Below are 15,151 nucleotides of genomic sequence, written 5' to 3'. Positions count from 1 at the left end.
GTGCCCGTGCCCCGGGGGTCGTCCCGGTGGGTGAGACCGGCGCCTCGAAGGGGCCACCCGCGGGATCGTCGAAGCACGTCGCGGCGACCGGCCCGACGAGAAGCGAAGGAGGAACCATGTCCGTCCAGGACGTCATCACCACCGGCACCCGCACCGACCGGGTCGTCGTCGAGGGCGACGAGCTCGTCTTCGACGTCCGCGGCACGGGCGCGCCGATCATCCTGCTGCCGGGCACGCCCGGCGACGCATCCGCCTACGGCCTGATCGCCGAGCCCCTCGCCGCCGACCACACCGTGATCACCTACGACCCGCGCGGCTTCGGCCGCAGCACGGGCAACGCGCCGCGGCAGTACGAGATCGGGCAGCAGGCGCGCGACGTGCTCGCGGTGCTCCGCGCCGCGGGCGTCGACCGGGCGCTCGTGTTCGGCAACAGCGCCGGCGCCCTGGTCGGCCTCGAGCTCGCGAAGCACCACCCCGAGGTCGTCGAGGGCCTCGTGGCGCACGAGCCGCCCGTCATCCGGGTCCTGCCCGACGGCGACGACTTCCGTGCCGCCATCGCCGACGTCTACCGGACCGCGTGGGCGGAGGGCGCGAAGCCCGCGTTCTTCGACTTCCTGGTGCTGACGCAGCTGCCGTTCAACGAGGGCAAGCCGTTCAGCCGGGCCGAGGTCGACGTGCTGCGCCCGAACCTCGGCGCCCTGCCGGGCCTCGACTTCGCGGACTTCTACGTGAAGGATCAGATGCTCCCGCTCACCAACTACGCGCCCGCCCTCGCCGCCATCGAGGCCAACGGCGTCAAGGTCGTGGCGGGCGCCGGCGAGCTGAGCATCGACCTGCCGTTCGGCCGCACCTCGCGTCGCATCGCCGACGAGCTGGGCGTGCCATTCGTCACCTTCCCGGGCCACCACGGCTCGCACACCGACCCGGCGACCGCCGACGCGTGGCTGGCCGCGCTGCGCGACGCGCTGGCCGCGCTCTGATCCGGCATCGGACGAACGAAGGGGTACCAGGATGTCTCAGACACTCGACTCCACCGCGACGGGAGCGGCGACCGCCGACCCGTTCGCGAACCTGCACCACGTCGACGCCGGCGACCTGGACGTCGCCTACGTCGACGCGGGCCCGCGCGACGGCACCGCCGTGCTGCTCCTGCACGGCTGGCCGTACGACATCCGCAGCTTCGCCGAGGTCGTCCCGCAGCTCGTCGACGCCGGCCACCGGGTGCTCGTGCCGTACCTGCGCGGCCACGGCGAGACGGTCTTCCGCTCGCCCGAGACGCTGCGGAACGCCCAGCAGTCGGCCCTCGCGGCCGACGCGATCTCGTTCCTCGACGCGCTCGGCGTCGACCGCGCGATCGTCGCCGGCTTCGACTGGGGCGCGCGCACCGCAGGCATCGTCGCCGCCCTGCACCCGGAACGCACGCTCGGGCTCGTCTCGGTGAGCGGCTACCTCATCGGGAGCCAGGCGGCCGGGGCCGCGCCGCTGCCTCCGGCCGCGGAGCTGCAGTGGTGGTACCAGTACTACTTCGCGACCGAGCGCGGGCGTGCGGGCTACGACCGTTACCGGCACGACTTCGCGAAGCTGATCTGGCGCCTCGCCTCACCGCAGTGGGCGTTCGACGACGCGACCTTCGACGCGAGCGCCGTCGCGTTCGACAACCCAGACCATGTTGCGATCGTGCTCCACAACTACCGGTGGCGGCTCGGGCTCGCCGACGGCGACCCTCGGCTCGACGAGACCGAGGCGCTGCTCGCGCAGGCGCCGACGATCCGCGTGCCGACGATCACCCTCGAGGGCGACGCGAACGGCGCCCCGCATCCGGATGCCTCCGCCTACGCGGCGAAGTTCTCCGGACGCTACGAGCACCGCGTGATCACCGGCGGCGTCGGCCACAACCTGCCGCAGGAGGCGCCCGGCGCCTTCACCCGGGCGATCCTCGACGTCGGGCGGTGGTCGTGATGGCGACGCAGTCGTCCATCGTCGTGCTCGTGCACGGAGCCTTCGCCGAGTCCGCGTCGTGGAACGGCGTCCTCACCCGCCTGCACGAGGCAGGCGTCGACGCGATCGCGGTCGCGAACCCGCTGCGCTCCCTCGCCGGTGACGCCGCGTACGTCCGCGACGTCGTCGCGTCGCTCGGCCGACCGGTCGTGCTCGTCGGCCACTCCTACGGCGGCATGGTCATCACCGAGGCCGCGGCCCGGAACGACGCCGTCGTGGGGCTCGTCTACGTGTCGGCGTTCGTGCCCGCCACGGGGCAGAGCGCGCTCGAGCTCTCGAACAGCGAGCCGGGCAGCACCTTGGGCGACGCGCTCGTGTCGTATCCCGTGGCGACGGGCGGGAACGAGTTCGCCATTCGCCTCGACGCGTTCCACGCCCAGTTCGCGGCGGACGTGCCGGCGGCCGAGGCCCGCCTGATGGCGGCGACCCAGCGTCCCGTCACGGAAGCCGCGCTGACGGCCGGACTCGCCGCCGCCGAGCCGGCATGGACCCGGATCCCGTCGTGGCATGTCTTCGGCGGCGCCGATCGGAACATCCCGCCCGCCGTCCTGCGCGCCGGGGCGGAGCGCGCGGTCTCCCGCGGCACGGTCGAGGTGCCGGATGCCTCGCACGCGGTGGGCGTGTCCCGCCCGGATGCGGTGGCCGACGTCGTGCTCCAGGCGGTCGCCCGATGAGCGCCATGACCGAGCACGACGGGCCCTCGCGCCACGATCGCCGCGTCGCCGCCGAGTACGCACGTGCGCACGTCGGGCGCGGGGCCCACCCGCCGATCACGGCGGAGGACGTCGAGTGGTTCGACCGGCTCACCCCGTCGCAGGTCGACGTGCTGGTCCGGCACCTCCTCGACGCATCACCCGGCATCGCGCAGGGCACCGGCGGCGGCCGGTCGGACGCGCAGCGGCAGCCCGCCGCCGCCGCACCCGCCCGGCGCTCGCTCGGCCGCCGCATCCTCGACGCCTTGGGCCGGATCGTCGACGCGATCGCGGCCGGATCGGTCGCCGGCGCTGCGGCGGGCGGCTTCGGCCCGGGTGCGGGCGCGCCGTACACCAGCGCCGGGACCGGGGTCGCCTACCCGTTCTTCTGGTGGTACGGCTACTGGGCCGGCGCCACCCAGGCGATGGAGGATCCGAGGTCCCATCGTTCGCGGTCGGACGACCCGACGAGTTGATCTCGTCGACGCGGCGCGCGTCGGGGGCGGACCGGAATCCCGGTCCGCCCCCGATGCACACCGACGCCAGGCCTGCGTCGCCCGAGATCTCGCCGATCCGGCGCCGCGCGTCAGTTGTCGGAGCTGGACTTGTCGGGCAGGTACGGCTCGATGGCTGCCGCGAGCTTCGCCGGGGTCATGGACTGCAGCCAGACATGACCGGGACCGTGGAGCTGGGCGAGGAAGAGGGAATCGCCGAAGAACTTGTTCTTGATGCCCTTGATGGAGGCGAACTCCAGCTCCATGTCCGCGCGGTAGAGCGCGAGGTGACCGGGGTGGATCAGGAGCGACTGGCCCGCCTGCAGGTCGTACTCGACGATCTCGCCGGCGAGCTGCACCCAGGCCGTTCCGTTGCCGGCGAGCTTCTGGAAGACGACGCCCGCGCCGCCGAAGATGCCGGCCCCGAGCTTCTTCTGCAGCCCGACGGACACTTCGACGTCGGCCGTGCTGGCCGTGTACGACCCGGACTGCACCATGTACTCGTCGCTCGGGTCGATCGCGAGCTCCCGGATGGTGCCCGGCAGCTGGGCGGCGAATGCGACGAAGCCACCCGCCGCCGGCGCGGTGTACTGGGTGAGGAAGAGTTGGCCGCCGCCGACCAGGCGTTTGAGGCCGCTCATGAAGCCGCCCTTCCCGCCGGAGGCGAAGGCCGTGGACGTCTCGATGTCGAGTCCCGGCGTGAGCCAGGCGACGTCGCCTCCCTCGGCGACGATCCGTTCCCCGGCGTCGAGGGTGATCTCGAGCACCGGCATGGTCGTTCCCGCGATGACGGTCTTCATCCGGCCAACCTACTGGCGGGCGCGACTGTTGGGTCGATCTGGGGTCCGGCTACGTGGAGATCGGGGCGATCTAGGCCAGGTCGGCGTCGGAGAGGTCCTCGACGTTCCTGGGAGTCGTTCCCTCGAAGACGACACCGACTCCGAAAGGGTCTGCCATCAGAAGGCTCGACTCGGTGAATCGCAGAAGCCACGTCCCGTCGGCCCAGACCACGGCCTCGGGTTCGCTGAACGGAGCCTCAGGCGCGTCCAGCGCAGAGAGTTCAGCGGGAGGGAGGTCGAACCGTGGCTCGCGCAGGCGATGTCGCAGGTATTCGGCGGCGACCTCGGCAAGCTCACCGAACCGGGATACGACGGTCCCGGCGAGCCGGAGCTGCGCCGGTCCCGGCACGGCTGCGGGTTCCACGAGGAGGAACACCGATCGCGTGTCATCCAGGATCGATGCCCAGCACGCGATCGAGTCGTCCGATTCGACCCGTGAGAACGTCGTCCCACCGATCACCACGTGCTCAGGAAGGTCGGTCATCCGCCCAGTCAACACGAAGGCGCGCGGCTGCCGGACGGACGGTCGTGTCCCGGACGCCACGCATCGCGGTTCAGCGTCCGGATCAGAACAGCACACGACCGACTCTGCGCAACGTTGGGCGCGATCCGACGAGTCAGTCACCCGTCACGTAAGACCTACACCGGCGCCATGTCGGCGAACTTGGAGAAGTGCCCCTGGAACGCGACCGTGATGGTGCGCGTCGGGCCGTTACGGTGCTTGGCCACGATCAGGTCGGCTTCACCCGCGCGGGGACTGTCGCGCTCGTAGGCGGCCTCGCGGTGCAACAGGATCACCATGTCGGCGTCCTGCTCGATCGAGCCCGACTCGCGGAGGTCGGAGAGGGCCGGCATCTTGTCGGCGCGCTGCTCGGGGCCACGGTTCAGCTGCGACAGCGCGATGACCGGCACCTGCAGCTCCTTGGCGAGGAGCTTCAGCGCACGCGAGAACTCCGAGACCTCCTGCTGGCGGCTCTCGACGCGCTTGCCGCTCGTCATGAGCTGGAGGTAGTCGATGACGACCATCTTCAGGCCGTGCTTCTGCTTGAGGCGGCGGCACTTGGCGCGGATCTCCACGAGCGTCATGTTGGGGGAGTCGTCGATGTAGAGCGGTGCGTCGTTGATGCGGCCACGGGTCGACGCGATCGTGGTCCAGTCGCGCCCGTCGACGGTGCCCTTGCGCATGTTCTGGAGCGGCACGGATGACTCGGCCGAGAGCAAGCGCATCGCGATCTCGGCCTTGCCCATCTCGAGGGAGAAGATGACGGTCGGCAGGTCGTTCGTGATCGCGGCGGCGCGGGCGAAGTCGAGCGCCAGCGTCGACTTTCCCATGGCGGGCCGTGCGGCGACGATGATCATCTGGCCGGGGTGGAACCCGTTCGTCAGTTCGTCGAGGTCGTGGAAGCCCGTCGGCACGCCGGTGAACTTGCCGTCGGTGTGCTTGGCGGCCTCGATCTCGTCGATGGCGGCCGCGACCGCGTCGGTGAGCGGCACGTAGTCCTCGGTCTCGACCGAGCCGGTCACCGAGTAGATCTCCGCCTGGGCGTGGTTGACGAGTTCGGTGACCTCGCCCTCGCCCGCGTAGCCCATCTGCACGATGCGGGTGCCGGCCTCGACGAGTCGGCGCAGCAGCGCCCGCTCCGCGACGATCGTGGCGTAGTAGCCGGCGTTCGCTGCCGTCGGCACGAGGCTCGTGAGCGTGTGCAGGTACTCGACGCCGCCGGCGCGCTGCAGGTCGCCCGTCTTGGTGAGCTCGTCGGTGACGGCGATGACGTCGGTCGGCTCGCCGTGCGAGTACAGCGTGAGGATCGCGTCGAAGATCGTCTCGTGCTTCGGCACGTAGAAGTCGATGCCGCGGACCGTCTCGATGACGTCGGCCACCGCGTCCTTCGAGAGCATCATGCCGCCCAGCGCACTCTGCTCCGCGAGGAGGTCGTGCGGCGGAGTGCGTTCGCCTCGGCGGGACTCACCGTCGTCGTGCGGTTCGGCGATCCCGATGTGCGCGAGCGACAACTCCATGACCTCCGATCCGCGTGCCAGACGCCCCCGGTTCCGGCACACACCCGTCCTACCGTCGACCGCCGACATCGGGCCGGGCGACGTGGATCATGCGGGGTGCCTGAGACGCTGCTTCACCCTAGGGACGCGCGCTCCCACGACACAAGTCGCCCTGTGGATAACTCTGGGGATAATCTGCGAGAAACGCCTGTGAACATGTGAATTCCACATGTGGAAAACTGTGGAATTCTTGTGAATTACATGGGTTGAATTACGGGTTGATCTGGTGTTTACCGTTTCCACACCTGTGGGGGAAAAGATTCTCAAATAGGTTTTCCACAGCGTTCCGCACCTGTGCACAAAGCCGGGGAAAACCGAGGATCGCTCTTGCGCGGGGGTGAACTCCGGGTGTAGCGCCGGTCGACGTGAGCACCGCTCAGCGTCGACCCCGCGCTCCGCAACCGAGGACCCCGGAGAACGCCGATGAACGCCGAAGCGGCGGCACCCCGGAGGGCACCGCCGCTTGGTACGAGCGAGCGAGTTACTTCGCCGCGACCACCTGGACGGTGATCGTCGCCGAGACCTCGTCACGGAGGCGGATGGTCGCCTCGTGGTCGCCGACCGCCTTGATGGGGGTCGGGATCTCGATCTTGCGCTTGTCGACGTCGCCGAGACCGGCGTCGGCGACGGCGGTCGCGATGTCCGCAGCCTTGACCGAGCCGAACAGGCGGCCGCCGAGGCCGGCCTTGACGGTCAGCTTGACCTTGCCCGACTCGAGCTTGGCCTTGAGGGCCTGCGCGTCCTCGAGGGAGTGCAGCTCGCGAGCGGCGCGGGCCGCCTTGATCTGGTCGACCTGCTTCTGGCCGCCGCGGGTCCACGGCGTCGCGAAGCCCTGGGGGACGAGGTAGTTGCGGGCGTACCCGTCCTTGACCTCGACCACGTCACCGGCGGTGCCGAGACCCGAGACCTCGTGCGTGAGGATGATCTTTGCCATTGTCGTGCTCCTTAGCGGCCGGAGCCCGAGTAGGGCAGGAGGGCCATCTCGCGCGCGTTCTTGACGGCACGGGCGATGAGGCGCTGCTCCTGCACGGAGACACCGGTGATGCGACGGGCGCGGATCTTCCCGCGCTCCGAGATGAACTTCCGAAGGGTCGCGACGTCCTTGTAGTCGATGACGCCGACCTTGACGGACTTCGCGGGGGCGGCGTTCTTCGCGCCCTTTCCGCGAGGCTTGCGGCGGTCGCCGCTGCTCTTTCCAGCCATGGTTCTTTCCTGTCTGAGTGAATTCGTGTGGTGCGCCGGATGCCTCGAGCGAGTCATCCGATGCGGCCGTTACGGCCTAGAAGGGCGTCTCGTCGCCGTAGCTCGTGCCCGGGGCGTTCCAGACGTCCCCGCCGCCGCCCTGCTGGGCGGCCGGAGCGCTGGGTGCCCACGCGTCGTCCGACTGGCCGCCCCCGTAGGAGCCGCCGCCGACGCCGCGGTTGGACGACTGGGCGCGCGTGACGGACGCGGTGGCGTAGCGCAGGCTGGGCCCGATCTCGTCGATCTCGAGCTCGATGCTCGTGCGCTTCTCACCTTCCTTCGTCTCGTACGAACGCTGCTTGAGACGCCCGGTGGCGATGACCCGCGAACCCTTGGTGAGCGAACCCGCGACGTGCTCGGCGAACTCGCGCCAGCAGCTCGCGCGCAGGAACAGCGCCTCGCCGTCCTTCCACTCGTTCGCCTGGCGGTCGAACGTGCGGGGGGTCGACGCGATGGTGAAGTTCGCCACCGCGAGCCCGTTCTGCGTGTAGCGCAGCTCCGGGTCGGCGGTGAGGTTGCCCACCACGGTGATGATGGTCTCGCCGGCCATGGGGACTAGGCGTCCTTCTTGGCGGGGGCCTTGGCTGCGGCGGCGGCCTTCTTCGCGGCCTTCTCCTCCTGCGCCTTGGCGTAGGCGGCGACCTGGGCGATGGCCTCCTCCGCGCGGAGCACCTTGGTGCGCATGACGGCCTCGCTGAGGTTCAGCTGGCGGTCGAGCTCCTTGGTGGTCGCGGGCTCGGCGGTGAAGTCGACGACGGCGTAGATGCCCTCGGCCTTCTTCTTGATCTCGTAGGCCAGCTTGCGACGTCCCCAGATGTCGACCTTGTCGACCGTGCCGCCATCGTTGCGGATGACGTTGAGGAACTTGTCGAGGCTGGGAGCAACGGTGCGCTCGTCGATCTCGGGATCGAGGATGACCATCAGCTCGTACTGGTGCATGACGTACCCACCTCCTTCGGACTCAGCGGCTGCCGGGCGTGTCCCGGCAGCAGGAGGGTTATACATGCGTCGTTCCGCGGAGGCCCGGAATCGGGCGCGCAGACAACCTGTCAAGTGTAACGGATGCCCCGCCCCGCCGCATCCCGGGCGTGAGCGATGCTCAGGCCTCGCGGGCCGCCCACCACGCGAGCAGGCGCTCGCGGGCCGCGTCCTCGCCGATCGGGCCCTCGTCGAGCCGCACGTCGAGGAGGTAGCGGTACGCCTCGCCGACGACGGGGCCCGGGCGGATCCCGAGCGCCGCCATGATCGCCTGGCCGTCGAGCTCGGGGCGAACCGAGGCGAGCTCCTCCTCCTCGGCGAGCACCCCGATCCGCTCCTCCAGGTCGTCGTAGGCGAACGAGAGCATGTCGGCCTTGCGGCGGTTGCGGGTCGTGACGTCGGCCCGCGACAGGATGTGCAGCCGCTCGAGCTGGTCGCCGGCGTCGCGCACGTAGCGGCGCACGGCCGAGTCCGTCCACGAGGCATCCGTGTAGCCGAAGAACCGCAGGTGGAGCTCGATCAGGCGGGCGACCGCGTCGGCCGTATCGTTGTCGAAGCGGAGCGCACGCAGGCGCTTGCGCGCGAGCTTCGCGCCGACCACGTCGTGGTGGTGGAAGCTGACCGCACCGCCGGGCTCGTACCGCCGCGTGCGCGGCTTGCCGATGTCGTGCAGCAGCGCCGCGAGACGCACGACGAGGTCGGGGGAGTCGAGCCGGCCGCGGGCGACCTCGTACTCGATCGCCTGCTCGAGCACGGTCAGGCTGTGCTCGTACACGTCCTTGTGCCGATGGTGCTCGTCGCGCTCGAGCCGGAGTGCGGGCACCTCGGGCAGCACGCGGTCGGCGAGGCCGGTCTCCACGAGCAGGCGGATGCCCCGGGCCGGCGTCGTCGTCACCAGGGTCTTCGTCAGCTCGTCGCGGACCCGCTCGGCCGAGATGCGATCGATCTGCGGCGCGAGCGCCGACATCGCCTCGAGCGTCTCCGGCTCGATCTCGAAGCCGAGCTGCGCTGCGAACCGCGCGGCGCGGAGCATCCGCAGCGGGTCGTCGCCGAACGAGACCTCGGGCGCCGAGGGGGTGCGCAGCAGCTTCGCGACGAGGTCCTCGATACCGCCCGACGGGTCGACCAGCTCGAGGCGGGGCAGGCGCAGCGCCATCGCGTTCACCGTGAAGTCGCGGCGAACCAGGTCGCCCTCGAGCGTGTCGCCGAAGACGACCTCGGGCTTGCGCGACTCGCCGTCGTAGGTGTCGGCGCGGTACGTGGTGATCTCCACGGTCTCGCCGGCGATCTTCGCCGCGATCGTGCCGAATTGCCGGCCGACGTCCCACGTGGCCTCGGCGACGGGCTTCACGATCGCGAGGATCTCGTCGGGCGTGGCATCCGTCGTGAAGTCGAGGTCGTTCACCGGGCGACCGAGGAAGGCGTCGCGCACCGGGCCGCCGACGAGCGCGAGCTCGTGCCCGGCGGCTTCGAAGGCGGTGGCGAGACGTGAGACGGTCGCCGAAGCCGCCAGCTCGGTGAGCCGGCCGAGGGCTTCGGCGACGTTGTGCATCGCCTCCATGTTAAGCGGGACGCCGCCATCCCCATGCCGACGGAACGCGCAGGTGGCGGCCCGTAGAATCGCCTGCATGGAGGCCGAGTCGACTGCTGTGCGACGCCTCCGCCGACTTCCCCCGGTCGTCCGCGCCCTCGCGGTCGCCGCCGTGCCCTTCGCCACCGCGTGCGCCCTGTTCGTGCCGCTCGCCGCGGCGGACGCCGCGCCGGGGGGTCCGGCGGACGCGACGACGACCGTCGTCCCCGCCTCCGGTCGAACCGAAGCAGCCGTCGTCGACGACGACGCCGTTCGACTGCACCTCGCGCCGACCGTCGGGGTCACCATCGATCCCGCCGCGCCGATCACGATCGACGTCGAGGTCGAGAACCGCACCGACGCGGCCGTCGCGGCGTCCACCGTGCGCCTCACCGGCGCCACGGCGCCGATCGCCGACCAGGCCTCGCTCGACGCGTGGCTCGCCGCCGACACCGCCGACACCGATGCGACCGGGGGAGCGGCCGCCGGCACGGTCCTCGCCGAGACGGCCGTCGACGCGCTCGCGGTCGGCGAGACGACGGTCGTATCGTTCACGCTCCCGCCGACGGCCCTCGCCGCGCAGGGCGGCGCACCGGTCGTCGGCCTCGGCGCCCAGCTCGCGGTCGGCGAGACCCTGGTGGCCACGACCGACGCGGCGTTCGCGTCGACGGCGGCTCCGGCGCAGCGCGCCGTCGGGCTCACGCTCGTCGCCGCGATCACGATCCCCGCGCAGGGATCCGGCCTGATCGACGCCGACCAGCTGATCACCTGGACCGCGCCGACCGGCCTGCTCACCCGGCAGCTCGACGCCGTCGCCGGCCGCCCGGTGGCCGTGGCGGTCGACCCGCGCATCATCGCGTCGATCCGGGTGCTCGGCTCGGCCGCGCCGCCCACCGCGACCGCGTGGCTCGAGGCGCTCGCGGCGATGCCGAACGAGATCTTCCCGCTGTCGTACGCCGACGCCGACCTCGCCCTCGAGTCGCAGCTCGGCGTCGCGGTGCTGCCTCCGATCGCCTTCGCCGACGTGCTCGACCCGGCCGCCTTCCCGGCGGATGGCGCCGACGACGAGGGCACCGGCACCGGCACCGGCACCGGCACCGGCACCGGCACCGGCGATGCCGGCACGAACGGAACCGGCGCGGACGCCCCCGCGACCGACGCGCCGACCCCCTCGCCGACGGCCACGCCGACGCCGACCGAGCCGGCCGACGCCCTCCCCACGACCGACGAGATCCTCGCCTGGCCGTACACGCGCACCGACCTGGCCTGGCCGGCGGACGCGACCGTCGCCGCCGACGACCTGGCGAACTTCCGCGCCGCCGGTCTCTCCACCTCGATCCTCTCCGCCGACAACGTCGAGGCCGCGGGAACCGATCCCAGCGCCTCGGCGACGATCGACGACGAATCGGCCCTCGTCGCCGACGGCCGGCTGACCACCGCCGTCCGTGACGCCGCGACCGCGACGAGCACGACCGGCTCGCACCAGGCCACGGGCGCAGCGCTGGCCGAACTCGCCCTCGCCGCCGGAGAGAGCAGCGCGCCGCTCTCGCTGCTGGCCACGTTCGAACGTGGATCCACCGCGAACTCGCTGCGGATGTCCGAGCTCATCGACGAGCTCGAGGCGTCGCAGTGGGTCCGCACGGCCAGCCTGACCGAGGCGATCGGCACGCCGCCGTCCGCGCGCACGCTCATCGACCTGCCCGAGGGCGAGCAGCGCCTCCAGGTCGCCGACCGCCTCGTGCGCACCGATGAGTCGATCGCCGAGTTCGCGACCGTGCTCGACGACGAGCGCCTGCTCATCGGCCCGACCCGCCGCGACCTGCTCGCCCTCCTCGACGTCTCGTGGATCGGCGACGAACCCGGCTGGACCGAGGCATCCGGGCTCTGGCTCGTGCAGCAGTCCGAGACCCTGTCGAGCGTCACCGTCGTGCCCAGCAGCAACGTGATCATCGTCGCGAGCGAGACCGGCGTGCCCACGACGGTGCAGAACACCCTGCCGTACCCCGTGACCGTCGTCGTCGACGTCGAGCCCTCCAACGGCCGGCTCGTCGTCGACGACCGCATCGAGGTGACGATCGCGGCCGAGTCGCGCAGCAACGTCGTGATCCCGGTCGAGGCGGGCGTCGGCAACGGCGACGTCGTCCTCACCGTCAGCCTCTCGTCGACCGACGGCGTGCCGGTCGGCCGCCCGGTCGACATCCCCGCGACGGTCCACGCCGACTGGGAGGGCATCGGCGCCACGGTGCTCGCGATCCTCCTGGTCGCATTCTTCGGCGTCGGCATCCTCCGGGCGGTGCGTCGCCGCCGGCGCGAGCGCGCCGAGCACGTCGAGGGCGGCGCGGCGGATGACTCGAGCGAGACGGATGCCGCGGGCGCGACGGATGCCACGGGCGAGACGGATGCCGCGGGCGAGACGGATGCCGACGCGTCCGCGACGGAGTCCGCGCACGACACCGACCCGGCGCAGAAGGAGACGGATGGCGACCGAGAGCCCCGCGATGGCTGAGGACCGGATCGGGCGGGCGAGCGCGTTCCTCGCCTCGGGCACGATCGTCTCCCGCATCCTCGGGTTCGTGAAGACGGCGCTGCTCGCCGCGGTCATCGGCGCCGGTGGCGCCGGCGCGAACGCCTTCGCGGCCGCGAACCAGCTGCCGAACACGATCTACGTCGTCGTCGCCGGGGGCGTGCTCAGCGCCGTGCTCGTGCCGCTCATCGTGCGGTCGGCCGCGCACGCCGACGGCGGGACCGCGTACATCAACAAGATCGTCACGCTCGGGTTCACGATCCTCGCGGGCGCCGCGCTGCTGGCGACCGTCCTCACGCCCCTGCTCACGCTCCTCATCGGCTCGCGCATGAGCGACGGGGTCTTCGCGCTCGCGGTCGCGTTCGGCTACTGGTGCCTGCCGCAGATCTTCTTCTACGGCATGTACTCGCTGCTCGGCGAAGTGCTGAATGCGAAGCGCGTCTTCGGTCCCTTCACCTGGGTGCCGGTGCTGAACAACGTCATCGCCCTCGCGGGCATCGGCGTCTTCGCCTTCGTCTACGGCGTCGACCCCGACGGCCTCCGCGAGGCGGGGGAGTGGACCGCCGGCATGGTCGCGCTCCTCGCCGGGTCGGCCACGCTGGGCGTCGCGTGCCAGGCCCTCATCCTGTTCTGGTTCTGGCGCCGCGCGGGCCTGCGCTACCGTCCCGACTTCCAGTGGCGAGGCGTCGGCCTGCGCTCCACCGCCGGACTCGCCGGCTGGACCTTCGGCATGCTCCTGCTGACGACGGTGGCCGGGTTCGTCGAGACGTCCGTCGTCGGCGTCTCGGCTTCGTCGCCCGACGAGGCATCCGTCTACGCCCTCCAGACGGCCTGGCTCATCTTCATGCTCCCGCACTCGGTGATCACCGTCTCGATCGCGACCGCCTACTTCACCCGCATGAGCGAGCACGCGGCGAGCGGCCGGCTCGACGCCGTCCGGGCCGACCTCTCGAGCGCCGTGCGCGGCGTCGGGGTCATCATCGTCATGGCCGCCGCCGTGCTGATCGTCTGCGCCTACCTCTTCGCGCGCGTGTTCACGCCGGTGGAGCCGCTCATCTGGTCGATGGGCAACGTGATCATCGCCTACGTCGTCGGCCTCGTCGGCTTCAGCGTGCTGTTCATCGTGCAGCGCACCTACTACTCGCTCCACGACACCCGCACCCCGTTCTTCTTCACGCTCGTGCAGGTCGTGCTCTTCATCGCCGGCGCCGTGGCGTGCATCTGGCTGCCGACGTCGTGGGTGGCGTTCGGCATCGCGCTCGTCACGACGCTCGCCGGCACGGTGCAGCTCGTCATCGCCGTCGTACTCCTGCGCCGCCGCCTCGGGCCGCTCGACGGCCGGCGTATCGCCGTGGCGTTCTCCCGCTCGCTCATCGCGCTGGTGGTGCCCGTGGCCGTCGGCATCGGGCTGCTCGTCGCCCTCGGCGGCACCGACCCGAGCGGATTCGCCCTCTCCAGCGTCTTCGGGGCGATCGTCTCGATGTCGATCATCGGCGCCGTCATGGCGGTGCTCTACTTCGCCGGCCTCTGGCTGCTCCGCTCGCCCGAGCTGCGCGGCTTCGCCGACCCGCTGGTCGCCCGCCTGCGTCGTCGCTGATCCGGCTTAGCGCCCTGCCGACGGCCAGTCACGTCACACACGGCCCGCGAACCGGGGGCCGGAATACGGGCCGCCTAGACTGTGTTGACCATGTCGTGGCATCCGGAACCTTCGGATGTCACATGCACGCCACCGAACGAGGAGCTGTGTTGCGCGACATCATCATCATCGGTTCCGGCCCTGCGGGCTTCACGGCCGCGATCTACGCCGCCCGGGCCGAGCTGAAGCCGCTCCTGATCGCGAGCTCCGTCGAGATCGGCGGCGAGCTCATGAACACGACCGAGGTCGAGAACTTCCCGGGCTTCCCCGAGGCGATCATGGGGCCCGACCTCATGACCAAGATGCAGGAGCAGGCCGAGAAGTTCGGCACCGAGGTCGTCTACGACGACGTCGTGGAGCTCGACCTCGAGGGCCCCGTCAAGCGCGTGAAGCTCGGCGGCGGCGACACCCACGAGGCCGCGGCGGTCATCTACGCGACCGGCTCGGCGTACCGCAAGCTCGGCCTGCCGGAGGAGGAGATCCTCTCCGGCCACGGCCTGTCGTGGTGCGCGACGTGCGACGGCTTCTTCTTCCGCCAGAAGACGATCGCGGTCGTCGGCGGCGGCGACTCGGCGATGGAGGAGGCCACCTTCCTCACCCGCTTCGCCGACAAGGTCTACGTGATCCACCGCCGCGAGGAGCTCAAGGCGTCGAAGATCATGCAGCAGCGCGCGTTCGACAACGAGAAGATCGAGTTCGTCTGGAACGCCGAGGTCACCCAGATCCACGGCACCACCGCCGTCACCGGCGTGACCCTGCGCGACACCGTCACCGGTGACCTGCGCGCGCTCGACCTCGACGGCCTGTTCGTCGCGATCGGCAACGACCCCCGCACGCACCTCGTGCACGGCAAGCTCGACCTCACCCCCGAGGGCACCATCTGGGTCGACGGCCGCTCGTCGCGCACCTCGGTCGCCGGCGTGTTCGCCGCGGGCGACGTGATCGACCCGTTCTACCGCCAGGCCGTGACCGCGGCCGGCTCCGGCACGGTCGCCGCGCTCGACGCGGAGCACTACCTGGCCGCCCTCGAGGACTCCGAGTCCCCCGAGGAGGCCGAGTCAGTGGCCGAGGCCGTGGAGGAGATCGAAGCCATCGAGAACCTCGTCGAGACCCGCTGAGC

The 15,151-nt window shown here is 71.1% G+C and carries 15 protein-coding genes; 7 read left to right on the top strand and 8 right to left on the bottom strand.

All coding sequences use genetic code 11. The features are described 5' to 3' along the window. Window positions 1–116: 116 nt before the first annotated feature. The 4 genes from ACGGZK_RS03900 to ACGGZK_RS03885 are packed head-to-tail and all read left to right on the top strand — an operon-like array spanning window position 117 to window position 3,166. Entirely contained in the window at window positions 117–980 is an 864-nt protein-coding gene (locus tag ACGGZK_RS03900; RefSeq protein WP_395244952.1) for an alpha/beta fold hydrolase, read from the top strand. A 31-nt stretch (window positions 981–1,011) separates the two neighbouring features. Next, window positions 1,012–1,959 (top strand): alpha/beta fold hydrolase, encoded by a 948-nt coding sequence (locus ACGGZK_RS03895; protein ID WP_395244951.1) that lies wholly within the window; start codon window positions 1,012–1,014, stop codon window positions 1,957–1,959. Next, window positions 1,959–2,672 (top strand): alpha/beta fold hydrolase, encoded by a 714-nt coding sequence (locus ACGGZK_RS03890; protein WP_395244950.1) that lies wholly within the window; start codon window positions 1,959–1,961, stop codon window positions 2,670–2,672. Before ACGGZK_RS03895 ends, ACGGZK_RS03890 begins: the two co-directional genes overlap by 1 nt. Next, a complete protein-coding gene (locus ACGGZK_RS03885) occupies window positions 2,669–3,166 on the top strand; it encodes a hypothetical protein (protein WP_395244949.1) in 498 nt (165 codons plus the stop codon). The genes ACGGZK_RS03890 and ACGGZK_RS03885 overlap by 4 nt, the downstream gene beginning before the upstream one ends. Window positions 3,167–3,276: 110 nt before the next feature. On the opposite strand, the gene ACGGZK_RS03880 is transcribed toward ACGGZK_RS03885, so the two are convergent. From ACGGZK_RS03880 to ACGGZK_RS03845, 8 genes are all read right to left on the bottom strand, one after another. Next, on the bottom strand, window positions 3,277–3,984 hold the full coding sequence (locus tag ACGGZK_RS03880; protein WP_395244948.1) for an AIM24 family protein: 708 nt from the start codon (window positions 3,982–3,984) through the stop codon (window positions 3,277–3,279). Window positions 3,985–4,054: 70 nt separating this feature from the next. Then, window positions 4,055–4,507, bottom strand: coding sequence for a hypothetical protein (locus ACGGZK_RS03875; RefSeq protein ID WP_395244947.1), 453 nt, complete (start codon window positions 4,505–4,507; stop codon window positions 4,055–4,057). A 155-nt stretch (window positions 4,508–4,662) separates the two neighbouring features. Beyond that, window positions 4,663–6,036, bottom strand: coding sequence for a replicative DNA helicase (gene dnaB / locus ACGGZK_RS03870; RefSeq protein ID WP_395246034.1), 1,374 nt, complete (start codon window positions 6,034–6,036; stop codon window positions 4,663–4,665). A 526-nt stretch (window positions 6,037–6,562) separates the two neighbouring features. Next, window positions 6,563–7,015 (bottom strand): 50S ribosomal protein L9, encoded by a 453-nt coding sequence (gene rplI / locus ACGGZK_RS03865; protein ID WP_395244946.1) that lies wholly within the window; start codon window positions 7,013–7,015, stop codon window positions 6,563–6,565. An 11-nt stretch (window positions 7,016–7,026) separates the two neighbouring features. Further along, window positions 7,027–7,284, bottom strand: coding sequence for a 30S ribosomal protein S18 (rpsR, locus tag ACGGZK_RS03860; protein ID WP_092673953.1), 258 nt, complete (start codon window positions 7,282–7,284; stop codon window positions 7,027–7,029). 76 nt (window positions 7,285–7,360) lie between these two features. Next, window positions 7,361–7,873: a single-stranded DNA-binding protein gene (locus ACGGZK_RS03855; RefSeq protein WP_395244945.1), complete on the bottom strand. Its 513-nt coding sequence runs from the start codon at window positions 7,871–7,873 to the stop codon at window positions 7,361–7,363. A gap of 5 nt (window positions 7,874–7,878) precedes the next feature. Then, entirely contained in the window at window positions 7,879–8,262 is a 384-nt protein-coding gene (gene rpsF / locus ACGGZK_RS03850; protein ID WP_121476269.1) for a 30S ribosomal protein S6, read from the bottom strand. Between the two features lie 160 nt (window positions 8,263–8,422). Beyond that, complete coding sequence (locus ACGGZK_RS03845; protein WP_395244944.1) at window positions 8,423–9,853, bottom strand: CCA tRNA nucleotidyltransferase; 1,431 nt, start codon at window positions 9,851–9,853, stop codon at window positions 8,423–8,425. A gap of 76 nt (window positions 9,854–9,929) precedes the next feature. Here ACGGZK_RS03845 and ACGGZK_RS03840 point away from each other — a divergent pair, with 76 nt between their 5' ends. The 3 genes from ACGGZK_RS03840 (at window position 9,930) to trxB (ending at window position 15,149) form a co-directional block, all read left to right on the top strand. After that, window positions 9,930–12,377: a DUF6049 family protein gene (locus ACGGZK_RS03840; protein WP_395244943.1), complete on the top strand. Its 2,448-nt coding sequence runs from the start codon at window positions 9,930–9,932 to the stop codon at window positions 12,375–12,377. Then, on the top strand, window positions 12,349–13,992 hold the full coding sequence (gene murJ / locus ACGGZK_RS03835) for a murein biosynthesis integral membrane protein MurJ (protein WP_395244942.1): 1,644 nt from the start codon (window positions 12,349–12,351) through the stop codon (window positions 13,990–13,992). Before ACGGZK_RS03840 ends, murJ begins: the two co-directional genes overlap by 29 nt. Before the next feature lie 149 nt (window positions 13,993–14,141). Then, window positions 14,142–15,149 (top strand): thioredoxin-disulfide reductase, encoded by a 1,008-nt coding sequence (gene trxB, locus ACGGZK_RS03830; protein ID WP_395244941.1) that lies wholly within the window; start codon window positions 14,142–14,144, stop codon window positions 15,147–15,149. The last annotated feature ends 2 nt before the right edge of the window (window positions 15,150–15,151 follow it).

The sequence above is a fragment of the Agromyces sp. MMS24-K17 genome (genome assembly GCF_043950245.1).
In the GTDB taxonomy this organism is placed as follows: domain Bacteria; phylum Actinomycetota; class Actinomycetes; order Actinomycetales; family Microbacteriaceae; genus Agromyces.
The sequence above is the reverse complement of the archived record's forward strand: the minus strand, read 5'-3'. Positions and strand labels throughout refer to the sequence as shown.